This is a genomic window from Maribellus sp. CM-23 (assembly GCF_021354595.1).
GTDB lineage: Bacteria > Bacteroidota > Bacteroidia > Bacteroidales > Prolixibacteraceae > Draconibacterium.
In genome coordinates, this window is sequence record NZ_JADWYJ010000008.1 from 30,187 (window position 1) to 54,168 (window position 23,982).

Annotated in this window: 23 protein-coding genes; 3 read left to right on the forward strand and 20 right to left on the reverse strand. The window is 44.2% G+C overall.

All coding sequences use genetic code 11. From position 1 onward, the window contains the following. Nucleotides 1-39 precede the first annotated feature (39 nt). The 7 genes from INQ51_RS21080 to INQ51_RS21110 form a co-directional block, all read right to left on the reverse strand. Nucleotides 40-333 (reverse strand): 4a-hydroxytetrahydrobiopterin dehydratase, encoded by a 294-nt coding sequence (locus INQ51_RS21080; protein ID WP_233379966.1) that lies wholly within the window; start codon nt 331-333, stop codon nt 40-42. Between the two features lie 83 nt (nt 334-416). After that, nucleotides 417-2,072, reverse strand: a complete 1,656-nt coding sequence (locus INQ51_RS21085) for an FAD-dependent oxidoreductase (protein ID WP_233379967.1) — start codon at nt 2,070-2,072, stop codon at nt 417-419. Between the two features lie 92 nt (nt 2,073-2,164). Further along, complete coding sequence (locus INQ51_RS21090) at nt 2,165-2,881, reverse strand: DUF3307 domain-containing protein (protein ID WP_233379968.1); 717 nt, start codon at nt 2,879-2,881, stop codon at nt 2,165-2,167. A 44-nt stretch (nt 2,882-2,925) separates the two neighbouring features. Continuing rightward, the gene (locus INQ51_RS21095) at nt 2,926-3,537 is read right to left on the reverse strand and encodes a SatD family protein (RefSeq protein ID WP_233379969.1); all 612 of its coding nucleotides are present in this window, start codon (nt 3,535-3,537) and stop codon (nt 2,926-2,928) included. Nucleotides 3,538-3,646: 109 nt separating this feature from the next. Then, nucleotides 3,647-3,967: a DsrE/DsrF/TusD sulfur relay family protein gene (locus INQ51_RS21100; protein ID WP_233379970.1), complete on the reverse strand. Its 321-nt coding sequence runs from the start codon at nt 3,965-3,967 to the stop codon at nt 3,647-3,649. Between the two features lie 114 nt (nt 3,968-4,081). After that, nucleotides 4,082-6,718, reverse strand: a complete 2,637-nt coding sequence (locus INQ51_RS21105) for a VPS10 domain-containing protein (protein WP_233379971.1) — start codon at nt 6,716-6,718, stop codon at nt 4,082-4,084. A gap of 202 nt (nt 6,719-6,920) precedes the next feature. Continuing rightward, on the reverse strand, nt 6,921-9,536 hold the full coding sequence (locus tag INQ51_RS21110) for a glycoside hydrolase family 3 protein (protein WP_233379972.1): 2,616 nt from the start codon (nt 9,534-9,536) through the stop codon (nt 6,921-6,923). 107 nt (nt 9,537-9,643) lie between these two features. Here INQ51_RS21110 and INQ51_RS21115 point away from each other — a divergent pair, with 107 nt between their 5' ends. Beyond that, nucleotides 9,644-10,171 carry a YkgJ family cysteine cluster protein gene (locus INQ51_RS21115; RefSeq protein WP_233379973.1) on the forward strand — a complete coding sequence of 176 codons (528 nt, stop codon included), beginning with the start codon at nt 9,644-9,646 and terminating at the stop codon, nt 10,169-10,171. 11 nt (nt 10,172-10,182) lie between these two features. Beyond that, entirely contained in the window at nt 10,183-10,602 is a 420-nt protein-coding gene (locus tag INQ51_RS21120) for a DsrE family protein (RefSeq protein ID WP_233379974.1), read from the forward strand. Nucleotides 10,603-10,663: 61 nt separating this feature from the next. On the opposite strand, the gene INQ51_RS21125 is transcribed toward INQ51_RS21120, so the two are convergent. The 3 genes from INQ51_RS21125 to INQ51_RS21135 all read right to left on the reverse strand — a co-directional run bounded on the left by INQ51_RS21125 (nt 10,664) and on the right by INQ51_RS21135 (nt 12,336). Next, nucleotides 10,664-10,885, reverse strand: a complete 222-nt coding sequence (locus INQ51_RS21125; RefSeq protein ID WP_038562297.1) for a DUF2795 domain-containing protein — start codon at nt 10,883-10,885, stop codon at nt 10,664-10,666. A gap of 92 nt (nt 10,886-10,977) precedes the next feature. Further along, nucleotides 10,978-11,535, reverse strand: coding sequence for a cob(I)yrinic acid a,c-diamide adenosyltransferase (locus INQ51_RS21130; protein WP_233379975.1), 558 nt, complete (start codon nt 11,533-11,535; stop codon nt 10,978-10,980). A gap of 99 nt (nt 11,536-11,634) precedes the next feature. Then, nucleotides 11,635-12,336 carry an ABC transporter ATP-binding protein gene (locus INQ51_RS21135; RefSeq protein ID WP_262909973.1) on the reverse strand — a complete coding sequence of 234 codons (702 nt, stop codon included), beginning with the start codon at nt 12,334-12,336 and terminating at the stop codon, nt 11,635-11,637. A gap of 239 nt (nt 12,337-12,575) precedes the next feature. On the opposite strand from INQ51_RS21135, the gene recG reads away from it, so the two are divergent. Continuing rightward, the gene (gene recG, locus INQ51_RS21140) at nt 12,576-14,678 is read left to right on the forward strand and encodes an ATP-dependent DNA helicase RecG (RefSeq protein ID WP_233379976.1); all 2,103 of its coding nucleotides are present in this window, start codon (nt 12,576-12,578) and stop codon (nt 14,676-14,678) included. A gap of 14 nt (nt 14,679-14,692) precedes the next feature. On the opposite strand, the gene INQ51_RS21145 is transcribed toward recG, so the two are convergent. The 10 genes from INQ51_RS21145 to INQ51_RS21190 all read right to left on the reverse strand — a co-directional run bounded on the left by INQ51_RS21145 (nt 14,693) and on the right by INQ51_RS21190 (nt 23,764). Beyond that, nucleotides 14,693-15,349 carry a cation diffusion facilitator family transporter gene (locus tag INQ51_RS21145; RefSeq protein ID WP_233379977.1) on the reverse strand — a complete coding sequence of 219 codons (657 nt, stop codon included), beginning with the start codon at nt 15,347-15,349 and terminating at the stop codon, nt 14,693-14,695. A 199-nt stretch (nt 15,350-15,548) separates the two neighbouring features. Next, complete coding sequence (locus INQ51_RS21150) at nt 15,549-16,043, reverse strand: hypothetical protein (protein WP_233379978.1); 495 nt, start codon at nt 16,041-16,043, stop codon at nt 15,549-15,551. Nucleotides 16,044-16,242: 199 nt separating this feature from the next. Then, the gene (gene dat / locus INQ51_RS21155) at nt 16,243-17,088 is read right to left on the reverse strand and encodes a D-amino-acid transaminase (RefSeq protein WP_233379979.1); all 846 of its coding nucleotides are present in this window, start codon (nt 17,086-17,088) and stop codon (nt 16,243-16,245) included. Nucleotides 17,089-17,236: 148 nt separating this feature from the next. Continuing rightward, nucleotides 17,237-17,545: an RNA recognition motif domain-containing protein gene (locus INQ51_RS21160; protein WP_233379980.1), complete on the reverse strand. Its 309-nt coding sequence runs from the start codon at nt 17,543-17,545 to the stop codon at nt 17,237-17,239. 307 nt (nt 17,546-17,852) lie between these two features. Beyond that, nucleotides 17,853-18,566, reverse strand: coding sequence for a ThiF family adenylyltransferase (locus tag INQ51_RS21165; RefSeq protein ID WP_233379981.1), 714 nt, complete (start codon nt 18,564-18,566; stop codon nt 17,853-17,855). An 8-nt stretch (nt 18,567-18,574) separates the two neighbouring features. After that, the gene (locus tag INQ51_RS21170) at nt 18,575-19,261 is read right to left on the reverse strand and encodes a TatD family hydrolase (RefSeq protein WP_233379982.1); all 687 of its coding nucleotides are present in this window, start codon (nt 19,259-19,261) and stop codon (nt 18,575-18,577) included. A gap of 20 nt (nt 19,262-19,281) precedes the next feature. Continuing rightward, nucleotides 19,282-19,929: an isoprenoid biosynthesis glyoxalase ElbB gene (gene elbB, locus INQ51_RS21175; RefSeq protein ID WP_233379983.1), complete on the reverse strand. Its 648-nt coding sequence runs from the start codon at nt 19,927-19,929 to the stop codon at nt 19,282-19,284. A 114-nt stretch (nt 19,930-20,043) separates the two neighbouring features. After that, a complete protein-coding gene (gene metA / locus INQ51_RS21180; RefSeq protein WP_233379984.1) occupies nt 20,044-20,961 on the reverse strand; it encodes a homoserine O-succinyltransferase in 918 nt (305 codons plus the stop codon). Between the two features lie 100 nt (nt 20,962-21,061). After that, a complete protein-coding gene (locus tag INQ51_RS21185; protein WP_233379985.1) occupies nt 21,062-22,366 on the reverse strand; it encodes an O-acetylhomoserine aminocarboxypropyltransferase/cysteine synthase family protein in 1,305 nt (434 codons plus the stop codon). Nucleotides 22,367-22,447: 81 nt separating this feature from the next. Further along, nucleotides 22,448-23,764 carry an ACT domain-containing protein gene (locus tag INQ51_RS21190; protein WP_233379986.1) on the reverse strand — a complete coding sequence of 439 codons (1,317 nt, stop codon included), beginning with the start codon at nt 23,762-23,764 and terminating at the stop codon, nt 22,448-22,450. Nucleotides 23,765-23,982: the final 218 nt, after the last annotated feature.

Consider the following 23,982-nt stretch of genomic DNA (forward strand, 5'->3'; position numbering starts at 1 on the left):
CTGAAAGTTGCCAACGTTGGAATTTTTACCTGCCTCGATTTATGAGATCTGACGGAAGTACGCATCAATTTTTGTAGCCAAATCAAAGTCTTTTTCGCTTAAACCACCGGCTGAATGCGTCGTTAAGGCAATGTTTACCCGGTTATAACTGTTGTCCCAATTCGGATGATGATCAGCTTTTTCGGCCAGTAAAGCCACTGCTGTTATAAACGAAAAAGCTGCCGTAAAATCTTTCAGCCGAAACGAACGCTTTATAAACTGGCCTTCCAGTTGCCAGGTAGAATCGAGCTGTTGCAAATTTTCCCTGATTTGTTGATCACTTAATGTTTTCATGTCCGCTGTTTTTCTATTTATACTAGTAAAACAGACAACACTTCAACATGTTCTGTTCCAATGGTCCAGATCATTGCAGCGCCCTAATAACTCAATACCTGTCCGGCTTCCAGCAGCTTTTTATCTAAACTTTCGTAATCAATATTCTGAAGATCCTGCTTCTTATTCAAAGCCATGTCGGCCATTATCGCTGCACTTTGCCCGAGGATCATAAAAACAGGCTCCATGCGAATCGATCCGTATGCAATGTGCGAACTGGAAACCGCAACGGGTACCAATAGATTGGTGCATTCATTTTGCTGTGGCAAAACAGAGCCCATCGAAATCTGGTACGGATGCTTTGGATGAACGCCAATATCGCCCTCATTTTGCACATAACCTTCGGGTGTGATGTAGCGTTGCGTATTGTGAGAATCCATGGTGTACGAGCCCATTCCAATGGGATCCAAAACCGGATTTTTACCCAGTACTTCGTTCTCCGTCATTACAAATTTGCCTCTCATTCTGCGTGCTTCCCGCACATAAATCTGGTGTGGCCAGTTTCCGTTATCGGCAAATTCATCCTTTGCCAGCCCCCATTGCTGCATTTCTTCCCGGATTTCTGCCGGAACCCGCGAATCGTTGGCGTAGAAATACAAAAGTCCTTTTTGATAGTTTTCATGCTCCCGGATAATTTCTGCCCTGCGTTCGTAACTCGCTTCGGGGTAATCGTAATTCATCCCGATGTTGTCGAAGCTAAAAGGACCGTGGTTATTTACATCAGTTTTATGGTTTGGAATGGGATCAAATTTTTGGAACGTTTCCCGCCAACCGCTGTCCAGCACCCGCACCAGCAGCTCGTATTGCGTTGAATCGTAGTTCGCAGGACGTTCAACAGGAATACGGTTTTCGGGTGTTTTTGTCAGGCACATGCGAAAACAGTAGGCCTGCAAACGTTGATCTGCATCTCCTTTATTTCCGGGAAAATCGGTGGAGATCAGCGGTAAAACACCGCTTTCCGGATCACCGGGAATAACATACGGACTGATCTTCAGGTTTCCGAAATGATGACCGTGGTGTAAAACTCCCACCTGTACACCGTTCCATTCTTCGTTGTATTTTTTGTTCGACTCCCGGCCAACTGTGTAGCTTATGCCCGCAGCAGCCATTAAATCTCCCTCGTAAGTGGCATCCATAAATATTTTCGCCTTAAACGTTGCTCCGTTAAGTGTGCGAATTGAGGTGATTTTCGCCTTATCTTTAGTCACGCCGTTTTGGCGGTCGAGCCAGTGGTCGCGAAAAACACGGATATTGTTTTCGCTGATAAAATCCTCAAAAACCTTTTCAGCCACGTGCGGTTCAAAAATCCACATGGTGCGTTTATCGCCATCCATTGCCGGAGTTCCCTGCCCCTTGTTGCCATAGCTGTCTTTTGTTTGCCACTTCCAGGCTTCATCCTGCTGGTAGTAATCGTAAACACGCTGGTAAAATTCGCGCGCCAAACCACCGATAACTTCTTTATTCCCGGTATCGGTAAAACCCAGTCCGCTGGAACTTAATCCTCCCAAATGCTTGTCGGGGCATACAATAATCACCGATTTATTTGACCGGGCCAGTTGCACGGCAGCAGTAACAGCCGCCGACGTTCCGCCGTAAATCACGACATCGGCTTCATGCGAGTCTTGTTTCGCTGAATTACGACATGCGGAGACTAGAATTAAAAAGCTAAAAATAAGATAGGTTACGTGGTTTAGTTTCATGATAATAGTAAGTTGATTACAGGTTATTTTATGGTTTATTCAAATCATTCTTGCATTTTATATGCCTTCATTAAACGGCTAATTGCTTGGGCTTACAACGACATCGGCTGAAGGAAATTAAACAGAATTCCCATCAGCAAGGCAATTCCGAAACTTAACAACGTACCGATCAACACGTATTCGGTGAGTTTTCTGTCTTTGGCTTCTTTCAGATCGCCAAAACGAAAAATCGACTTGGCAGCAAGTAAAAAGCCGATTGCTTCCCACTTTCCGGCAATAACAAAAGCAAACACAAACAAACGCTCGAGGATTCCGATAAAATTACCGGCACTCACCAGCGAGTCCGTATTGTTGCTGCCGGTGTCGGGTGTCCATTTTGAAATAATAATCCGGATCAATACGGATACAGGTTGCGTTAAAGCATACAAACATGTGATAAGCAGTAGGAAATTCTGGTTCCCGAGAATACTAAATACATTGAGCGAAACAGACTGGCTCCAGGCCCAAATCAATACAATCGCAGAAATGTGGATGATTTGATCGGCAAAAAACCAGGTGCGCTTGCTGCTTGGTTTCTGAAAATACAATTTCAGAATATCGGTTGTAAAATGCAGAAACGTCAGCAAAACCGCCCACATAATAAAATCAGCCTGCCATACAAGCAAGCAGATCAAGGCAAAGTGGATGCCCACGTGCGCATATAATTGCCAGGCGCGCCATTTTTTTTGTTCTTTGGCAACTACCCATGCATTGGGTTGCAAAATAAAATCCCCCAACAAATGTGCGAATATGAGTTTTAGTAAAATCATAGGATGTACTTTTCAACTTTCAATTATTCAACAATTTGTAGCCCTTACTTTAATCCTTCTACCCGATTTTTGTACCAGTTCAGCAAATCAAGTATTTCATCGAAGTTAGCTCTTTTCAGCCGGTTGCTGATGGCATTTTGTCTGATTCCGAGCATATCGCCAAGTTGTGCCTGCGATTTTTCCGGGTGCCCGAGCGCCAGGTGAACCATTTCTGCTGAGTTAACCGTCCATGCATCCATGGAAACAAGTGCCAGCCGGAGCATGAGATTCATGTCGCGATTAAACGTTTCAAAGGGGGACGCAAATGCCAGGTTCTGCTTTGCTTTCGCGAGTTTTTCAAACGCTTCCCCCGAGTAAACAAAGGCACTTCCGTTAGATTCGGTGATGCGGGTTGCACTGTGGGTCTTCTCTCCGATTCCGATCGACATGCGCACATCTCCTTTCCGGATGCTTTTGATCGCGGCTTTGATTTTTACTGCCGTTTTCAGCGCCTGCCCGGGATCTGCGATTTCCACCTGAAAACTATCACCCCGGTAAATCTCCCAGCTTGCAGGCTGGCTGCCGATTTCGTTCAGCTCGTGTTTTAATTTTGTGAGCCACTCTTCAGCAACCAGTTTTTTTGATTGGATAATATCGCCGGTAATTACACTGATCATGCGTTTAATTTTTCTAAAATTATCACTTTATTTAATGATAAACAACAACATCATTTAATTAAGTGATTTTTGAAAATATCATCTATTAAAAAGATATAAATGAAAAACGTTAAAAAGTAACCGTTTTATCGGCCCACTCTACCAAAGCAACACAGTCGGTCATGGTTGAAATCGGGCAGGCTTCGGTACTCTCGAGTTGTCGCGATGTCAAACAGGTGCCGCAGGCCAGTATTTCACCGCCCACACTGATAAAAGCTTTCAACTGCTCATCAACGTTATAAATTTCGTGAATCAGCCCTTCGCATTCCACCGCTTCTCCCATCAAAAAAACTTTTACATCGTGTCCTTTTTTCCGGGCAGTTACCGCAAAGCGAAATGCATTCCATGCTTTTTCGTACTCTTTTGTTTCAATGATAATTCCAAGTTTCATTTGTTTAAAATTGTTTATCTAATTTGCATTCAATGAAACTCCATGATCTCAATATTGTTTTTCATGAAGCATTTCTACAAATTAATCGTGAGTTTCCAATGGGTGTAAGATACTTTATCTTCTTCTGAATTCTTTTACCTCCAGTTTCTTTTCTTTCTCAAATCCCGGACCTGCTATTTTTACGACGTATTCTCCGGCTTCCACGAATTCTTTGTCATGGTTCTGAAGATTCCAGTTCACGTAGTTCAAACCTTTTCCGGCGTTTTGACTTTCATTAAAAATAACTTTTCCTTCAGTGTCACTTACAATAGTCGTCACAGGTTCTCCTTTCTTCAAGTAAAACGGAATTTTTAAACCGGGAGCATTTCTCCAATACCGTCGTCCCCGGGGAGTATAAACTTCCGGAATTTCAAGAATTTTTGCCGCAACATCTTCCGTAGCAGCTTTTGCTACCTCTCGCATAATTCGGACATCGAGCGCCCACATACCACGCCCGTGCGTGGCAATCACGGCAATATCATCGCGTTGATGAATGTTGATATCGTGCACATAAGTGGTAGGCAAATCCCCCACAAGCGTTTGCCAGCTTTTCCCCCGGTCGGAAGAGACAAACACGCCATAATCAGTTCCTACATACAATATATTTTCATTCTTTGGATCCTCGCGGATCACATTCACCGGGCCATAAGGAAGGTTGTTTTGAATGTTTTCCCACGTTTTCCCGTAGTCTTCCGATTTCCAAAGATAAGCTGCAAAATCGTCGTCGCGCTTTCCGTTTTGAGTCATATAAACACGGCCGGGAGCATAACGCGAAGCCTCCATGTGCGACACCCACTTACGGAATGGCAAACCTTTGTTGATCTCCTCCCAATTTTCACCGCTGTTTAAAGTCATCCAAACCCGCCCATCATCGGTGCCGGCATACAACACTCCAAATTTCAGCGGCGATTCACTGATCGTAAAAATGGTTTGATACGGAATATCTCCCTTTTTATCCGGATCGTTGTAAGTGAGATCCGGACTGATCCGCTCCCAGGTTTCTCCTTCATCCATGGAGCGATGCACAAACTGGGTTCCGTGGTAAATAATGCCGGTGTTATGGGACGAAAGAACAAAAGGTGCCAGCCATTGTCCTCTCAACTTATCGACTCCCTCCGGCACCGGCGGCATAATTTCTTTTGATTCGCCGGTACTGAGCACACTGCGGGTGATGGTTCCGTAAAACCCGGAAGAATACAGAATATCGGGATTCTTCGGGTTCACCACGTGAATGCTTCCCTCTCCTCCGGGAGTACTTTCAAACTCCACAGCCGGAATCCGGTCGCGGCCACGACGCAGGTCCACCACTCCACGGTAACTAAAATGATCCTGAATAGAACCGTAAACATGAAAAGGATTCGAGTTGTCCATACCTACGTTGTAAAACTGAACCAGGGGCAGATTATCATAGAAGGTGCGAAAGTTCTCTCCGTCGTATGAAATGGCAACGCCGCCATCGTTCACATTTACCAGGTAGTTGGTATTATCCGGATCGATCCACAAACCATGGTGATCCATGTGCATATTCCCGATACGCCGGTAGGTTTTCCCGCCATCTTCCGAAACATTCAGGAACAAGCCCATCGCATACACTTTGTCCGGATTTACAGGATCGACACGTACCTGTCCGAATACCCATCCGTAAGTCCCCGACATACCTTCCATGTATTCGCTTTGCTCGCTTACCTGGCGCCAGTTTTCACCGGCGTCATCCGAACGGTAAACTGTTGCTCCCTTAATTCGCCCGCTGCTTGGCCGTCCGTAGGCATCTTCTTCCTGGTTGAGCGAATGATCTTCAGCAAGTTTCTCGTAATTATCAACAAAAGCATACAGTGTATTGGGCTGTGCCCGACAAAGATCTATCCCGATTCGTCCGCGCTGATTTGGCTGCGGCAACCCGGTATTTATTTCCTTCCAGTTTTTGCCCCCATCCGTTGTTTTGTACAACCCGGTATTTTTATAATCCGCTTCGGTGCGCGGATCGTTCCATTTTTTGCGGATTCGCTGCCACATGCTTGCATAAATTGTGTTCGGATCATTCGGGTCCATCACAAGATCGTAAGCGCCTGTCATTTCATCAACATATAGAATTTTCTTCCAGCTTGTACCTCCGTCAGTTGTTTTGTAAACACCCCGTTCCTTGTCATTGGTCCACTCATTTCCTCCGGCAGCCACATAAACAACCTCCGAATTATTCGGATCAACCAAAATACGGGCAATGGTATTGGTATTTGTCAAGCCTTTGTGTGCCCAGGTTTTGCCTCCGTCCTTCGAAACATAAATTCCGGCACCGGCATTCGAACTTCTGAAAATATTGGCTTCTCCGGTTCCGGCCCAGATCGTTTCCTGATTTTGCGGATCAAGAGCAATGTCGCCAAAGGCTGTTGACATACCGTGCTCAAATACCGGAATCCAGGTTACTCCTTCGTTTTCTGTTTTCCAAATTCCACCTGATGCTCCGGCCACATAAATGGTGTAGCTTTTTCCCTTTGGCTGTACAACTTCCACATCGGTCATACGTCCGCTAATGTTGGTGGGGCCAATAAATTGCCACGAAAGTTGCCGGTAATCTGAAGCCTCTTTCATCTTCAAAAACTCACCGTACCATTTCTCCCGCTCTTTGGCAGGTGTTTTTTCAATTATCTGTTGAGCCGTTAATTGGCCCGACAGAAAAAGCAAGCACAAGAGGATAGGTAAAAGTTGCCTGATCATAAGTTTGGTTTTAAAGATGTGCTTTAAAGCTAATCATTCCATTCATTGTTCGCAAAACAATAATGGCTTCGGTGAAAACATGTTAGTTACGTTTTCATACAGCATAATAGCACCACCAATAATTTTGATGTGAAATGACATGACCAGGATAGTAGCAGCCGCTCTATCTTTTGTGTTCACTTTATCTGAAAGTCGTTATGCCTTATTCAAGGTACAGTTCTTTACCCGTTAAAGTAAGGTTTGCCGATACTGAATTGGAATTTCTTACATTCGGTTGTCCCCCGCCTACAAGCAAAGTAAAATCACCGGGTTCGATCACACGCTTGTCCTCCTTACCAATAATCGAAAACTGACGCGGATCAAGTTCAAACTCTACCGTTTTTGATTCGCCTGCTTTTAAGGCTATTCGTTGAAATGCTTCTAATTGGTATTGAGGACGCGGCGTACTTGCGACCAGGTCTTTTAAGTACAGTTGAACTACTTCTTCGCCATCGCTGTCTCCTGTATTGGAGACCACAACACTAACCTTTATTTTTTCGCCGGTTTTGGCTTTTTTAGGCACTTTCAGCGAAGAATATCCGAAACTGGTGTAACTCAGCCCAAAGCCAAATGGGAACAGTGGTTCACCCTCAAAATACTTGTACGTGCGTCCTTTCATATCGTAATCTTCGAAAGGCGGCAACTGTTCTACCGATTTATAGTAGGTAACCGGCAAGCGCCCGGCGGGGTTATAATCGCCAAACAACACATCGGCCACGGCTGTTCCCCCTTCCTGCCCCGGGTATCCGGCAGTCAGGATGGCATCCAGGTTGTCGTTGGCCCAGTTAACTGCTAGAGCGCTTCCATTCAACAACACAAGAACAACCGGTTTTCCGGTGGCTTTTACCGCCTCCATTAACTCGCGCTGTGTTTCCGGCAGCATGAGATGCGTCCGGTCGCCACCTTCAAAACCATCCACTTTTATGGGCATCTCTTCGCCTTCGAGACGTTGTGACAAGCCCAGCACCAAAACAACTGCATCGGCTTTCCGGGCGGTGGCCACCGCTTCCTTAAGCATGTTATCGTTGGGCATGGTCCACATTAGTTTGGCATCGCCATCACCGTGCCAGTTTTTGTATTCATAAACAAACTTGTATTTCTTTCCGGCCTCAAGTTTAACAGCCTTCTCGTGGTGAAATGCGTGATGCTCTGTGTTGTGTTGCAGAATCTTTTCTCCTTCCAGCCAAATATCGAGCGTGGGCATGCCCCAGCAACCAATGTTGTAGCTCCCGCTAAGCGGAGGAACCAGGTACCCGGTCCAGCGAATGCTGAAATCATCATCGTTTAACTGCGGAGCGGGAGCACCGTTTTCCCAGTAGAAATCAATATTTGTATCTACGCGCGTAAAAGCAGGTTCGCCTTCCAGTTGGGCATTGGCAAAATATTCCCCTGCAACTCCCGGTTTGCCATCGGGGGTTTCAAGGTACACTCCCGGAATTACGTGTAAGTTACTTACTCCTTTTGCCAGATGACTTCCTTCAGCATACAGGATTTCGGTATCCGGAAGCTTTTCCTGCAAACCTTTCAAAACCGTAACCGGATGTCTGGCTATTCCGTTGTAGTTCCCGACCAGTGACTCCCAATTATCGGCGTTCGGGCCAATTACCGCTAGTGTTTTTATGTCCTTCGAAAGCGGCAAAACCTGCTCCTTGTTCTTTAGCAACACAATACTTTTCCGGGCTGCTTCGAGGGCAAGATCCGCATTCTCTTTTGACGTATTCACCGAAAACGGAATCCGGGCATAAGCCACATCTTCATCCGGATCAAACATCCCGAGCCTGAAACGAGCTATAAATAAACGTTTCACGGCCACATCGATTTCGTCTTCGGTAATCAATCCTCTCTTTACAGCTTCAGGCAAATGAGCATAGGCTACGCCGCAATTCAGATCGGTGCCGGCCTTTACCGCCGCCGCAGAAGCTTCTGCCGCATCTTTTGAAAAGGTTTGAAACATATAAAAATCAGAAATGGCCCAGCAGTCGGAAACTACGTATCCCTGAAATCCCCATTCATTGCGGAGTATGTGAAAAAGATCGGGACTGGCACAACACGGATAACCTTTAAACTGGTTGTAAGCCCCCATTACTGAATATACATCTGCCTCTTTTACCAGCGTCCGGAAAGCAGGCAAATAAGTCTCTCTGAGGTCCCGCTCGCTAACCACTGCATTAAATTCATGCCGCAATGGCTCCGGACCGGAATGTACCGCATAATGCTTGGCCGTAGCTACCACTTTAAGGTATTTCGGATCATCTCCCTGCAAGCCTTTTACAAAGGCAGCTCCCAAAACACCTGTCAGGTAAGGATCTTCACCATAGGTTTCATGGCCTCTTCCCCAGCGCGGGTCACGAAAAATATTGATGTTTGGTGACCAGAAAGTCAAGCCCTGGTACATGCCCCGCTTGCCATCTCTTACAAACTGATGATGTTTTGCCCGGGCTTCATCCGAAATGGCTGTGGCCGTCCGGTACATCAGATCTTTGTCCCACGATGCAGCAATAGTAATCGACTGCGGAAAAACCGTTGCATAACCGGCACGGGCCACTCCGTGCAAACACTCGTTCCACCAGTTGTATGCGGGAACCTGTAAACGATCCACCGCCTTTGAATTATAAAGCAACTGATCTACTTTTTCTTCCAAAGTCATTTGCGAAACAAGAATATCCACCCGCTCATCAACGGGCAAGCTAGGGTCGAGAAAATCGAAATTTTCATTCTGCGCCAAAAGAACGCTGCTGTAAATCAGCAATATTACCGGGAGAAATAGTTTTTTATTCATAGTAGCTTACGTCTTACTGTTCTGTCCTGTTCTGGCAAAAATAATGATTTGGAAATGAAAACACAGAAGTTTACTTTTATTTTGAATGATTTTACTACTCTTGCCGAATGGAAAATAAAAACATATTAGAAAGCTACAGAAAGCAACGGGATCAGATAGATGCTCTTGCTGATAAACTCGCTGAAAAACACCAAAAACACATGATGTGCAAAGCCGGCTGCGATCTGTGTTGCATGGATTACAGCATTTTTCCGGTTGAATTTTATTCCATCCGCGAACGGCTGAAAGAGAAAGAATACCAACACAATGTTCCTGCGACCAAAGACGAGAATAGCTGTGTTTTTTTGAAAGATCACAAATGCGCCATTTACGACGAAAGACCGGTTATCTGCCGCACCCATGGGCTTCCCTTACTTTATATGAACGAAGACGGCGACTGGGAGTTATCGGCCTGTGAATTGAATTTTACGGAGTTTGATATGGATGAGTTCTCGGAAGAAAATACCTTTCCGCAGGATACTTTTAACAGCAAACTATTTATGCTGAACAAGGAATTCATTGCTCATTTTAAAGAAAAAAAATACAACGAATTTGACCTGATTCCGGTAAAAGAGTTATTGAAATATATCACTTAAAAATTACGCATATGAAACGGTCGATCCTTTTCTTATTCGCACTTACTTTCTTTTCAGGAGTATTTGCACAAAACGAGACAGAAATGAAAGACAATTCAAACAAGCTGGCGGTGCTTTGGACCAGTGGAGATCCTGAAGTGGCGGAAAAAATGGCCTTTATGTACACCTTAAATGCCAAAAAGCAAGGTTGGTTTGACGAGGTGGTGCTAATCATTTGGGGGCCATCGGCAAAACTGGCTGCAGAGAACACCATGATTCAGGAGTATATAAAAAAGATGCAGGATGCCGGTGTTAAAACAGAAGCTTGTTTGTACTGTGCCAAAATGTACGGTGTGGATAAAAAACTAGCTGATTTGGGTGTGGATGTAAAAGGCATGGGAATTCCCTTGTCAGATTATCTCAAACAAGGATGGAAGACATTAAGTCTTTAAAAAGAGGAATAAGAGGAAACAAAAAAGCATCCAAAATCATGGATGCTTTCTATCTTGTGTTTTAATACTCGTCTTCGTTAAAGAAGAAATCGTCTTTGCTGGGGTAATCCGGCCAGATGTCTTCGATACTTTCGTACATTTCACCTTCATCTTCAATTTCCTGAAGGTTCTCAATCACTTCCAACGGAGCGCCTGAGCGAATGGCGTAGTCGATCAATTCGTCTTTTGTGGCCGGCCAAGGCGCATCTTCGAGTTTCGAAGCCAGTTCCAGAGTCCAGTACATGTGTCTTAATTTTATGAAGTTAAACTCGTTTTTAAAATTTTCGCGAATATAACAAAAAATCAATACGAACAAACTTTCACTAAAAAAAAATATCAATACTTCCAGGGAGTTTCGTCCACACCTTTTTTATGCCCCAGGTAACGCGCCAGCACAAAAAGAAAGTCAGAGAGGCGGTTAACATATTTTACCAACTCGGGCTGCACCGCGTCTTGTTCTGAGAATTCAACAATACGGCGCTCGGCCCTTCGACACACGGTACGCGCCACATGACACTGAGCTACTGACAGTTCACCTCCGGGAAGAATAAAGTTGCGCAACTCGGGAAGCTCTTCCTCGTACCGGTCGATTGCCTTTTCAAGTACCTCAATGTCTTCTTTTTGCACCACCAACCCCGAGGTAAATTCATCCCCCTTTTCGTCGGATGCCAACCGCGAACCTATGTTGAAAAGTTTATTTTGGATTTGTATCAGTAACTCAACTATTTCCTGCGGAATGTCCATCGAACGGATCATACCCAAGTGTGAATTTAACTCATCAATTGTTCCGTAAGCTTCCAAACGAGGTGCATATTTCTTTACGCGGGTCCCTCCTACCAGGCCGGTTGTACCGTCGTCGCCGGTTTTTGTATAGATCTTAAATTCTCTTGTCATAATTCTGAATTTGTCAGCAAGTAAATAAAAAATCCCGGTAATCAATGCTACCGGGATTTACAACACATACTCACTTTTCTATTTTAATTGCACTTACTTTCAATAAATAGGATTTTCGTTGATTGTATCCGATTCAATTTCACCGTCTTTTAACCGAATGATCCTGTGCGCATGTTTGGCAATGTCTTCTTCGTGTGTTACCATTACCAGCGTATTTCCTTTGCGGTGAATATCGGCAAACAGCTTCATAATTTCTTCTGATATCTTGGAGTCGAGGTTACCCGTTGGTTCGTCGGCCAAAAGCAATGCGGGTTTATTGATCAACGCGCGTGCAATGGCTACCCTTTGCCGCTGCCCACCCGACAATTCGTTGGGGCGGTGTTCCATGCGGTCTTCCAAACCTACTTCAGTCAGGGTTTTCTCTGCCATTTGTTTGCGCTCGGCCTTTTTAATCCCGGCATACACCAACGGCAGCATAACATTCTCGAGGGCTGTATTACGGGGTAACAAATTAAAAACCTGGAACACGAAACCGATTTCAGAATTTCTGATTTCAGCCAGGCTGTCGTCAGTAAGGCGGCTTACGTCTTTTCCGTTTAACACGTACTTACCACTGCTTGGCGTATCCAGGCATCCCAGAATATTCATAAGCGTTGACTTTCCCGAACCGGAAGCGCCCATAATGGCGACATATTCTCCTTTGTAAATGTCGAGGGATACAGAACGCAGCGCACGTACAACCTGGGTTCCTACCCGGTAGTTCTTGACGATATTCTCGATCTCGATGATTTTTTCCTTCATTCGTGTGGTTTTCTATATTGGTAGTTATTTTTGAATGCGCATTACATTTAACAAAAATCAAGCCATAAAGATATCCCTTTCTTTTCAGAAAAGTCCATGAAAACATAACTTTTAACAAGCGATTTAAGCCGTTTATCCTCAGCAGCATGAGAAAAACTGGTACTCTTTATGAATATTTTGTTTAGTATTTCAACATTTCAGATTCCGGTATAATAAGCTGAATAATTATCTTTGTTTTTATGCCGGATTTTCTAGATCAGGAAATAAAATTCTTACCCGGAGTCGGGCCGCAAAGAGCCGAGATTCTGAAAAAGGAACTGAAAATTACCACTTTCAGAGACCTGATCTATTATTACCCGTACAAATACATCGACCGTACCAGGTTCTACAAAATCTCCGAGATACATTCGCAGATGCCTTACATTCAGGTAAAAGGAGTAATTCGTGCGATGGAAACCGTCGGAACTGGCAATAAACAACGCCTAAACGCCAGATTTTACGATGAAACCGGGAGTATTGAACTGACCTGGTTCAGGGCAATAAAATGGCAAAAGGAAAACCTGAAGCTTAACAAAGAGTACATTGTATTTGGCAAACCGACCGAGTTTGGAGGTAAAATAAGCGTGGTTCATCCCGAGTTGGAAACCGAGGAAGAAAAACTGCTGCAACCATCGGGACTTTTTCAGGGGTATTACAATACCACCGAAAACATGAAAAAGAAATATCTGAACTCCAAGACCATTCATAAAATGCAGTTGACACTGTTGAATGTTGTGAAGGGCAAAATACCCGAGACTTTACCCAAAGAACTGGTCGCGCGCTTAAAACTGATGTCCCTGGAAGAAGCCCTGACCAACATTCACAAACCAGAAACAACAGTGGAACTGAAGAAAGCGACTTTCCGCCTGAAGTTTGAAGAGCTTTTCTTCATTCAGTTGAAAATACTTGCCTTAAAACACAACCGGAACCAAAAATTCAAGGGATTTCGGTTTGAACATGTTGGCTACAATTTCAATAAGTTTTACAGCGATTTTCTCCCTTTTCAACTAACCAATGCGCAGAAGAAAGTAATCAAGGAAATACGCAGGGACGTAAACCAGCATACGCAAATGAACCGCTTGCTGCAGGGCGATGTGGGAAGCGGAAAAACGCTGGTGGCACTAATGACAATGCTTCTGGCGATGGACAACGGTTTTCAGAGTTGTCTGATGGCACCCACTGAAATCCTGGCCCAGCAGCATTTCCAGTCTATTTCCAGGTTTTTGAATGGGATGAATATTAAAGTGGGGCTGCTCACCGGCTCTACCAAGGTGAGCGAACGAAGAGAAATACATGAAGCTCTTCAATCGGGTGAAATGCAGATCATTATTGGAACGCACGCACTAATTGAGGACACGGTGATGTTTGACAAACTGGGGTTGGTGGTAATTGACGAGCAACATCGTTTTGGCGTAGCGCAACGTGCCAAACTGTGGCAAAAAAACGAACTGATTCCGCCACACATTTTGGTGATGACTGCCACCCCTATTCCACGAACGCTCGCCATGACCGTTTACGGCGATTTGGATGTTTCGGTGATTGATGAACTACCTCCGGGCAGAAAACCGATCCAGACCATGCACTTCTACGAAAACAGGCGAAAACAGGTCAACAATTTTCTGAAACAGCAGATTGATAAAGACACACAGGTTTACATTGTTTATCCGCTGATTTCGGAATCGGAAAAAATGGATTTAAAAAATCTGGAGGAAGGTTATCGCCATATTTCAGAAAGCTTCCCGGAGTTTAAGATCAGCATGGTTCACGGTAAGATGAAACCTGCGGTGAAGGAGAATGCCATGCAGCATTTTAAAAACGCCGAATCGCAGATTATGGTGGCCACCACTGTTATTGAAGTAGGTGTTGATGTACCCAATGCGTCGGTGATGGTGATTGAAAGCGCCGAACGTTTTGGACTTTCGCAATTGCACCAGTTACGCGGACGGGTTGGCCGAGGCGCTGAGCAATCGTATTGTATTCTGATGTCGTCGTATAAATTGAGCAACGAAAGCCGCAAACGACTGGAAACCATGGTACGCACCAACGATGGATTCGAAATTGCAGAAGTGGATATGAAACTTCGTGGCCCCGGCGATTTGGAAGGAACGGCTCAGAGCGGAATGGGATTCGACCTGAAAATTGCCAATCTTGGAAAAGACGGAGAAATTCTTCAGATGGCGCGCAACGTCGCCAACGACATTCTGGATGACGATCCGTTTCTGCAAAAAGAAAACAACCGTTTACTGCTGCAAAGTTTACTATCCAACAAAGAAACAGAGTTCGACTGGAGCTCGATCAGCTAAAATTTCATGAACTTTCAATGATGATGGTGATGATGGTCGTGTGTATGGCTTTCTTTCATTCCCAGCAGCACCATTCCCGAATCCTTTAACAATCCGATGGACCACTTTATAATAACCGCCGAGCTGATAACGGCAGCGATAGTATCAATAAAGGGAATATCCCAAATCATGGCAGCGAGCAATCCCAGAATAGCCGACAAACTGGTAAGGGCGTCGGCAATTACGTGCAAGTAAGCGGCCCGTATATTGTGATCGGAATCTTCGTGATCGTGATGCAGCAGAAAAGCACTGACAATATTTACCACCAGACCAATCACCGCCACCAGAATTGCCTCGCGGTAAACAATATCGGCCGGTTCAATAAAACGCCTGACCGCTTCGTACAAAATAACAACAGCGAACAATAGCAAAATCAGGCCACTGCTGTATCCTGAAAGCGAAAGAATTTTCCCGGATTCGCCGTTAAATTTTCGGCTGTTTTGGGCCTTTCTTACAAGTACATAGGCCAACCAACTCAACCCGATTGCTAGCACATGCGACCCCATGTGAATTCCATCGGCCAGCAAAGCCATCGATTTGGTACTTAATCCAAATGCAATTTCTACCACCATCGTTGCCATGGTAAGCAGTACTACCCAAAGTGTTTTCTTTTCGTATTTATGAACATCCATACTTTCTCATTTTCCGAACCGAACGCCCTGCATTACGCTCTAATAAAGCGGTCAATTCTGCCACATCTTTTGCTAACTAACAATTGGATTTTAAAATTGCTCACCAATTTTTCGTTTGATTTTATTTGTCTGCAAGAAAAGGCGGGATTCCAACTCATGATATCCCGCCTTCAATATGAATAAATCACCAGCTCTATTTCTACTTTTCGATGGGTTGTAACTTTTCTTCGAGTTGCGGCAAGGCTTGTTTGAAGAAGCTTTCCCGCAGCGAATCCATTTGCTGAAACATTTTATCTACGTCAAAAAAGTCCTTTCCAAAACGATCATGAAAATAATTGTCACTAAAGAAATCACGGCATAACAACGAATCACTAAACATCGGATTCATCAGTCCTTCGCCCCAAACCGACGGCATTTTTTCATTGAAAAACGATTTGAACGACTGCATCAGGCTATCTGCATCCACCTGCACCGAATCGCCTTCCGAGTTGGTATACGACCACGTATAAGTGGAGTCGTACGCAATTACATTACCGTTTTCATCCACCTCTTTGTTCACTGTCCAGTGTTCTTCGGGCTTGTTTTTTGTGTCCTTTTTTCCTGCCAAATTTTCAATGCCCTTTCCTGATTGATCCTGAGCCTGGCACCCCAGGGTAAAAAGGGCAACTACCATTGAAACAACCAGTGTTTTCATTTTTCGTTCCTCCTTTATTTTTTGTTAAGTATTTTCAAGAAAATTACCGGGCAACAAGGCGCAAATCCTGTACCATGGCGCTGTTAAAAGAGTTTAACAATAAGGGTCTTTTGCAAAGTTTAACACTACGGAAAAAATGTAACACTTATTTAGATTTATGACCAGAATCAAGCTGAATATCTGTCAGTTATTTCAGTAATTACAATTTATTTACAGCCTCAAAAAACAGTTGTTGAATTTTCCGGGTTACAGGGCCCGGTTCACCGTTGCCAATCCGAACATCGTCAACTTCCACAACCGGCAGAATTTCGCTGCCCGTTCCACAAATAAAAACTTCATCCATTTCTTTCAACTCCGCTTCCGCAAACAGCTTCTCCTCTACTGAAAGTTGGTTTTCGGCACAAAGCTCCAACACCACTTTGCGTGTAATGCTGGGTAAAATCAGGTTCGAAAGCGGCCGGGTAATTAAAACTCCGTTTTTTACGGTGAACAGACCTGAATGGGTTGCTTCCGTAACATAGCCATCGCGCACCAGGATGCTCTCGCCTGCCCCCTTTTTTACGGCTTCGTTGTACAGCATCGTATTGGGCAAAAGCGACACCGATTTAATATCGCATCTCTTCCACCGGATGTCTTCCTGAACGATCACTTTTATCCCTTTGCCCAGTTTCTCTTCGGCCGAAGGCAACGGAAAGGCAAAAGCATATATCGTAGGTTTTATTTCAGTCGGGAAATGATGTACCCGCGGATGTGCTCCCCGGCTGATTTGCCAGTAAACGCCGGCATGTGTATTTAACAGGTTGTTTTTCTCAAGCAGGGTCAAAGAAATAGTTTCCAGTTCCGATACTCGTTCGTATTCAATATCAATCTCCTTCAGGCTCCGTTTTAGCCTCTGAAGATGATCTTCGAGCCGGAAAGGCTTTCCATAGTAAAATTTGGTTACTTCGTAAATTCCATCAGCAAAAATAAACCCGCGGTCGTCGGGCGAAATGCAGGCTTCTGCCCGCTCAACATATGCCCCGTTAAGAAAAACTATTTCATTCATTTTATCACACTTTCAAAGCTCCCGAAAGTAGGACTATTCCATAAAAAAGAAAAGGAACTCTTTCGAATTCCTTTCTTTATTTTTTCAACTTGCGCAACTCATTCCAAATTGTTTTGGAATAAATGCCAAGATTTATTTCAACCAATTACTAGTAACGGTTTCTTGGACGGAAACCACCGCCACCTCTGCGGTCGCCACCACCACGAGGATTATTTTCGCGTGGTTTAGACTCGTTCACTTTGATGTTTCTTCCGCCAACTTCGGCGTTGTTCAATTCTTCGATAGCTTTTTTAGCACTATCATCGTCGTCCATTTCAACAAAACCGAAACCTTTGCTACGGCCAGTCAGTTTGTCCATTACAATTTTTGCAGAAGTTACTTCTCCATACTCCTCAAAAATCTCAACTAAATTTTCTTCGCCCAGGTTAAAGGGCAGATTACCAACGTAAATGTTCATTTTATACTGTTTTAAAGTGAATATTAGTTTTTCTACCAGCAGTAAACCATTCAAAATGGATTACCCCCTTGAGGTTACTTAAATACAGTACAAATGAAAATTGAAAGCAATAGAAATAACTTCGGGAAAACACAAGAAAGATGAACTGACCGGTTTGAAATAATCAATAAATAAAGACCAACTTTGTTAATTATCAGAGACATACTAAATTGGCTCCGACGCTATTAACATGCCAAAGGTAACGGAATCTTTGAAACAACAAGGATTTTTACGCATTTTCTTTCAAAATACTCCATTAAAAATATGTTCAGGAGCTGACCAAATCGCGAATTACGGCACTGGCAATAAAGCATCCAAACATAGGAGGCATGTACGAAATAGTCCCCACTGTTGACTTTTTATTGCGGCTTTCTTCAAGTTTCACAGCATTCTCGTCTATTTCTTCGGAGGAGAACACCACTTTTAGCCCTTTCTTCACTCCCAGCCTCGAAAGTCGCTTCCGCATCATCTTGGCCAGTTTACAATTGTAGGACTTGGAAATATCGGTAAGCTCAATTTTTGAAGGGTCGGTTTTTCCTCCCGCTCCCATTGAACTGACTACATTCAACCCCATTTGCAGCGCATGATACACCAGGAAAACTTTGGGTGAAAGCGTATCGATGGCATCAACCACATAATCGAAAGGCTGGCTTTTAAGCAGCTCGATGGTTCGTTCGTCGCGAATAAAATCATTGACGACCGTTAGTTCAATCTCAGGATTTATGTCTTTGAAACGTTGTGCCAGTATCTCGGCTTTAGGCAATCCCTTTGTACTAATCAGCGCCGGAAGTTGGCGGTTTCGGTTGCTTTCTTCTACCACATCGCCGTCTACAATGGTCATTTTTCCAATTCCGGCGCGGCACAATTGCTCAGCGGCATAAGCTCCCACGCCTCCCAGTCCAACCACCAAAACGTTTGCCTGTTTCAATTTCTCCAGCTTTTCCTTTCCGAAAAGCAATTCAGTTCTTTCTAACCAACTCATTTAGTAATTCAATAACGTCCGGACAAGGTTTTTTCAATGCGGTTGAAATTTTTCCAGACGGCTGTTTTTAATTCTTCCACCGGGATTTGTTTGAGTGCGGCAGCTCGGTTGTAGATTTGTTCCACTTCACCATCCATTTCGTCGGTCTCCAAAAAAATCCGGTTCAGCGGTAAATACTGAAACGACTCGATGGCTTTTGCATTATCCCTAAACAAAATATCTCCGAACGAAAACATAAAATCCATTTCAGCCAGTTGCTTTGTCATTTCCAATCCAGCCGTGTATCCGTGTAGAATCCAGGTCATGGAAGGTTTCATTTTTTTGCGTAAGGCAATCACTTCGTTGTAGGCTTTTACACAATGAATGATCAAGGGGTACTGGTATTCTTCGGCAATAAAAGCCTGCGCCTCAAAAACGCGGCTTTGCTCGGCGAAGTCTTTTCCGCACGACTTATCCAGACCAGCTTCGCCCACAAAAATCACATGATCGAATTCAAGTGCTTCTTCCATCAACTGCAAAGCTTCGTTGTTTTCTTCCGCTGTGCCTATGTGCCATGGATGGAGCCCCACCGAATAAAAATTACGGCCCGAGAAAGCCGCAAAACCATCTCCCGGGTAAATGTTTTGTACCGTAATTGTATCCGTTTCGTAATGACTCGGATGGGTATGAATATCAATATAAGGAACCGGTGTCATTGTGTACCAAAAGCAAGTTACTATGCCATTTCCAGAATTTTTGCCACCACGTTGTTTGCACCGTCTGCAATCTGACTGATTGTAGCATCCAGCATGTAGCAAGGCGTTGTCACCACTTTGTATTTGTTGTCCACCACAATCTCTCCGTGAGTAGTTGCCACATGTGTTGCACCCAGTTTTTCAATGGCCGCAGCAGTTCCGGCATCCTGCCCGATAGTTACTTCCACATCGCCCAAAACTTTGGTAATTAAAGCAGGTGAAATACAAAGTGCCCCCACCGGCTTTTCTGCCACTACGGTAGATCGGATGGCGCTTTCAACATCCGGATTAACCGAACAATCGGGGCCATCGAATGCAAAAGTGCACAGGTTCTTCGCCGCTCCAAAACCACCAGGAAAAACAATGGCATCGAAGTCTGAAGCTTTGTATTCAGAAAGAGGCTTAATATTCCCCCGGGCAATACGGGCAGCTTCCACCAACACATTCCGCGACTCCGGCATTTCTTCCCCGGTAAGGTGATTCACGACATGAGCCTGCTTTACATCCGGGGCAAAGCACTGATATTCGGCACCTTGCTGCGAAATGGCCAACATCGTTAAAGTGGCTTCGTGAATTTCGGCGCCGTCATATACACCACATCCGGCCAAAACAACCGCTATTTTTTTCATGATTGTAATTCTTTGATAGGATTTTATTTTCAATCAAAATTACAGTTAAATACTGAATTTTTGAAATGAAAAGGCCCTGATCCCTCAACGCCTTTTATTGTAAAATCCTTTCAACTAACTGATTTCATCCAGGTTATACGGAGTTTCCTGGTATACGTAATAATTCAACCAGTTTGAAAATAACAGGTTAGCAGTGGATTGCCAGCGCATCAACGGTTTTTCTTCCGGGTTATCATCTGGGTAATAATTCACCGGAACTTCAATCGGAAGTTTCTTTGCCTTGTCGCGATGATACTCTCCATCGAGCGTATTTCGGGCATATTCGGCATGCCCGGTTATAAACAACTGCCGCCCGTTTTTGGCCTTCAGAATGGTAACACCGGCCTCTTCAGAAGAGGCAATGATTTTTAGCTCATCCACTTTTTCAATGTCTTCTGCCCTGATTTCAGTATGACGGGAATGAGGCACAAAAAACACATCGTCGAAACCTCTGAAAATCGGCAGATTCTCTTCGATATGGGTATGTTTGAATACTCCGAACTTCTTTTTGCCGAGCGGATATTTTGGGATGCCGTAGTGATGATACAACCCGGCCTGGGCGGCCCAGCAAATAAACAAGGTAGAGGTTACATTTTTCTCTGCCCAGTCCATAATTACTTTCATCTCTTCCCAATATTTTACCTCTTCAAAAGGAAGCTGCTCTACCGGCGCACCGGTAATGATCATGCCATCGTATTTCTTTTGTCTGAGTTCATCAAACGTCCGGTAAAAGGCCTTCATGTGCTCCAGTGAAGTATTTTTGGGAGTATGCCCCTTGATCTTCAAAAAATCGATCTGAATCTGTAACGGAGAGTTCGACAACAATCGCAGCAGATCGGTTTCTGTGGTTATTTTCAAAGGCATAAGATTCAGGATCACAATTTTCAAAGGTCTGATATCCTGATGAGAAGCACGTGACTCATTCATCACAAAAATATTCTCCTCTTGCAGTATTTTTATGGCCGGTAGTTTATCCGGAATATTCAACGGCATCTTTTTTCGATTTTTGGATTACGGTATTGAGTAATGAGAATGAACTTTGATTCAAAATTCATTTCTCACTACTCATTACTATTTACTCTCTACTTTATTTTTACTGTACTTTCTCCAAGGCCTGTTCAAAATCGGCGATAATATCGTCGATATGTTCCAGACCAACGCTAACCCGTAACAATGTCGGGTACACTCCCGCAGCAATCTGTGCTTCTTCCGACAGCTGCTGATGTGTGGTCGCCGCCGGCTGAATGATCAAGGTTTTGGTATCTCCCACGTTTGCCAGGTGACTTACCATTTGCAAGCCTTCCACCACTTGGTTGGCATGGCTTTTATCACCTTTCACATTGAACGAAAGAACGCCACCGGCTCCCTTCGGAAGGTATTTTTTCGCATTCTCGTAAGAATGGTTACCTTCCAGTCCGGGATAGTTTACGCTTTCCACTTTCGGATGATTTTGCAGCCATTTAGCAAGCGCCAGTGTATTTTCAACATGGCGGTCCATCCTTAGCGAAAGTGTTTCCAACCCCTGAATCAATAGGAACGAGTTAAACGGACTTAATGCCGGTCCCCAGTCGCGCAAGCCTTCAACACGCGCCTTGATAATAAAGGCTATGTTTCCGAACGGGCCGTCAAAGTTAAACACATCCCAGTATTTCAATCCATGATATCCCTCAGATGGCTCGGTAAATCCGGGAAATTTTCCATTTCCCCAGTTGTAAGTACCCGCATCAACGATTACACCACCAATGCTGTTACCGTGTCCTCCTATCCATTTGGTGGCTGATTCAACCACGATATCGGCTCCGAAATCAATCGGGCGGCAAAGATAGCCCCCTCCGGCAAAAGTATTGTCTACAATAAACGGAAGATCGTATTTTTTAGCTACAGCGGAGATGGCTTCAAAATCAGGAATACTGAAACCCGGGTTGCCAATGGTTTCCAGGTAAATTGCCTTTGTTTTTTCGTCGATCAGCGCCTCAAACGATGCAGGTTCCAAATCGGCTGTTAAGCGAGCCTCTACACCCAGTTTTTTGAATGAAACTTTAAACTGGTTGTATGATCCCCCATACAAATAAGGCGAAGAAACAAAGTTGTCTCCCTGGTCGAGTATATTGTTTAATGCGATAAACTGCGCGGCGTGTCCCGATGCTACCGACAAGGCAGCCACTCCCCCTTCCAACGCAGCCATGCGTTGTTCAAACACGTCGTTTGTCGGGTTCATGATGCGCGAATAAATGTTTCCGAATTCTTTCAGTCCAAATAAATTGGCAGCATGCTCCGCATTGTTAAACACATACGAAGTGGTCTGATAAATAGGTACTGCCCTTGAATTGGTTGTTGGGTCAGGTTGTTGACCGGCGTGTTGCTGGAGGGTTTCAAAATTGAGTTTTCTTGTTGTCATTTTAATTTCTTTTTGGGTTAATAGCTTTTAGTTTAACAATCTTTGGCGCTTCTTTCTTTTTCAAAACCTCAATAAATTGATTTAACCAAAGAATGCACTGTAAATTTCCCGAACGCTTTTTTCCTTGTCTGATTTACTAACTACCAGGTAACTAACCAAATCGGAAGCTCCTGACCCGCTGATCACCACGTTTATATGGTTGTTGGCAACGGCTGTAAAAATTTTTGCAGACACACCGTAAGCATGTTGCATTCCGTGTCCAACGATCCCGATCAGGGAAAGATCTTTCAGCACCGAAATATCGGTTACCGACGAAAATCCCATTCCCTTAACCAACGAAAGTGCCTTGTCACCATTTTCTTCGCTTAAAATAAAGTTGATGGATGTTTGCGAAGTAATTACCGACTTAATGTTTATACCGGCTTTGTTCAGCTGGGTGGTTACCCGCGCCAAAATGCCGGGTTTTAAACCAACGCCGGGGCCATCGAGTTTAAGCAGTGAAATATCATCGGTACAGGCAACACTTTTTACAATCTGATCTTCAATAAAAGTTTCCGTATTGATGACGGTTTCGACCACTCCATCTGAAGAAGCCGAACTTAACACCTCGATCGGAATGTGTGTACTTTCCAAAGGTTCTACGGTTCGCGGATGGAATGAATAATGATCAAAATAAGCCAGTTCGCTGGCTTCGGAATAGGTTAAACGCTTAATAACTTCCGGATTACTGATGATTGCCGGATCGGCACGCTGAAAATCAAAATCCAGATCCCACAACTCGAGGCGTTCAACGCCCAAAGAGCGTGTCAGAAACGCGGCGGTATAATCGGCCGATGTTTTTCCGGTACGCGCAATTTTATTGTTTTCAGTAATTCCGTAGGTTCCGGGAATAATGAAACTTCCGGCAGGCAACGACTTTAAATAATCGTTGTTAGCCGCCAAAAACGAGGCACTTCCATAATCAGCAGTTGTTTGCAAGCCAATTTGTTCGGGCAAAAGAACCTGCGATTCCGGCCAAATGGTTTTAACGATTTCAACCGTAAGTTTTTCAGAAAAACTCAGCACCTGATCTTTCAGCGCCCTCGAATAATCACCTATCAGGGCAATTCCTTTCAACAAGCCGCTGGCCTGTTCCGCCAGCTGATGGTAATCATCGCTTGCTTCTTTGCTGGTAATATTCCGGTGCACCGAAAGTAACTGCGTCAATAATACATCATGCTCAGGCTCTTTTTGCAATACCGTTGCCATGTTACCGCTCAAAATAGCTGACAGTTCAGGAACTGCTGAAACAACGATAAACTTTCGCCCCACAAAATGTTTGAGATACTGTGCTAAATGCCCCATCGACTCAGGGTTGCCTAGATGGCCTCCGCCCAATCGAATAACCTTATCCGACATACGAATTTAAGTATTTAAGTAAAAAATTTATTTGCTTTTAAACGCTCAGGATATGAATGCCTTCAATCAACGGAAACCATCGAATGAAGGCTAGCGCATAAACATAGAAACCGACGACATGAGCATGGCGCCACAGTAGTTTACTGTAACCATCGAAACGCTATTTCCGAAATCCATTTTCATTCCTGTCGATTTTGTTTGCCCCAAATATACAGTGA

What these genes read in the sequence shown, in the direction of transcription:
- INQ51_RS21080 (WP_233379966.1), bottom strand. Translation starts at nt 333, where the DNA reads ATGAAAACATTAAGTGATCAACAAATCAGGGAAAATTTGCAACAGCTC.
- INQ51_RS21085 (WP_233379967.1), bottom strand. Translation starts at nt 2,072, where the DNA reads ATGAAACTAAACCACGTAACCTATCTTATTTTTAGCTTTTTAATTCTA.
- INQ51_RS21090 (WP_233379968.1), bottom strand. Translation starts at nt 2,881, where the DNA reads ATGATTTTACTAAAACTCATATTCGCACATTTGTTGGGGGATTTTATT.
- INQ51_RS21095 (WP_233379969.1), bottom strand. Translation starts at nt 3,537, where the DNA reads ATGATCAGTGTAATTACCGGCGATATTATCCAATCAAAAAAACTGGTT.
- INQ51_RS21100 (WP_233379970.1), bottom strand. Translation starts at nt 3,967, where the DNA reads ATGAAACTTGGAATTATCATTGAAACAAAAGAGTACGAAAAAGCATGG.
- INQ51_RS21105 (WP_233379971.1), bottom strand. Translation starts at nt 6,718, where the DNA reads ATGATCAGGCAACTTTTACCTATCCTCTTGTGCTTGCTTTTTCTGTCG.
- INQ51_RS21110 (WP_233379972.1), bottom strand. Translation starts at nt 9,536, where the DNA reads ATGAATAAAAAACTATTTCTCCCGGTAATATTGCTGATTTACAGCAGC.
- INQ51_RS21115 (WP_233379973.1), top strand. Translation starts at nt 9,644, where the DNA reads ATGGAAAATAAAAACATATTAGAAAGCTACAGAAAGCAACGGGATCAG.
- INQ51_RS21120 (WP_233379974.1), top strand. Translation starts at nt 10,183, where the DNA reads ATGAAACGGTCGATCCTTTTCTTATTCGCACTTACTTTCTTTTCAGGA.
- INQ51_RS21125 (WP_038562297.1), bottom strand. Translation starts at nt 10,885, where the DNA reads ATGTACTGGACTCTGGAACTGGCTTCGAAACTCGAAGATGCGCCTTGG.
- INQ51_RS21130 (WP_233379975.1), bottom strand. Translation starts at nt 11,535, where the DNA reads ATGACAAGAGAATTTAAGATCTATACAAAAACCGGCGACGACGGTACA.
- INQ51_RS21135 (WP_262909973.1), bottom strand. Translation starts at nt 12,336, where the DNA reads ATGAAGGAAAAAATCATCGAGATCGAGAATATCGTCAAGAACTACCGG.
- recG (WP_233379976.1), top strand. Translation starts at nt 12,576, where the DNA reads ATGCCGGATTTTCTAGATCAGGAAATAAAATTCTTACCCGGAGTCGGG.
- INQ51_RS21145 (WP_233379977.1), bottom strand. Translation starts at nt 15,349, where the DNA reads ATGGATGTTCATAAATACGAAAAGAAAACACTTTGGGTAGTACTGCTT.
- INQ51_RS21150 (WP_233379978.1), bottom strand. Translation starts at nt 16,043, where the DNA reads ATGAAAACACTGGTTGTTTCAATGGTAGTTGCCCTTTTTACCCTGGGG.
- dat (WP_233379979.1), bottom strand. Translation starts at nt 17,088, where the DNA reads ATGAATGAAATAGTTTTTCTTAACGGGGCATATGTTGAGCGGGCAGAA.
- INQ51_RS21160 (WP_233379980.1), bottom strand. Translation starts at nt 17,545, where the DNA reads ATGAACATTTACGTTGGTAATCTGCCCTTTAACCTGGGCGAAGAAAAT.
- INQ51_RS21165 (WP_233379981.1), bottom strand. Translation starts at nt 18,566, where the DNA reads ATGAGTTGGTTAGAAAGAACTGAATTGCTTTTCGGAAAGGAAAAGCTG.
- INQ51_RS21170 (WP_233379982.1), bottom strand. Translation starts at nt 19,261, where the DNA reads ATGACACCGGTTCCTTATATTGATATTCATACCCATCCGAGTCATTAC.
- elbB (WP_233379983.1), bottom strand. Translation starts at nt 19,929, where the DNA reads ATGAAAAAAATAGCGGTTGTTTTGGCCGGATGTGGTGTATATGACGGC.
- metA (WP_233379984.1), bottom strand. Translation starts at nt 20,961, where the DNA reads ATGCCGTTGAATATTCCGGATAAACTACCGGCCATAAAAATACTGCAA.
- INQ51_RS21185 (WP_233379985.1), bottom strand. Translation starts at nt 22,366, where the DNA reads ATGACAACAAGAAAACTCAATTTTGAAACCCTCCAGCAACACGCCGGT.
- INQ51_RS21190 (WP_233379986.1), bottom strand. Translation starts at nt 23,764, where the DNA reads ATGTCGGATAAGGTTATTCGATTGGGCGGAGGCCATCTAGGCAACCCT.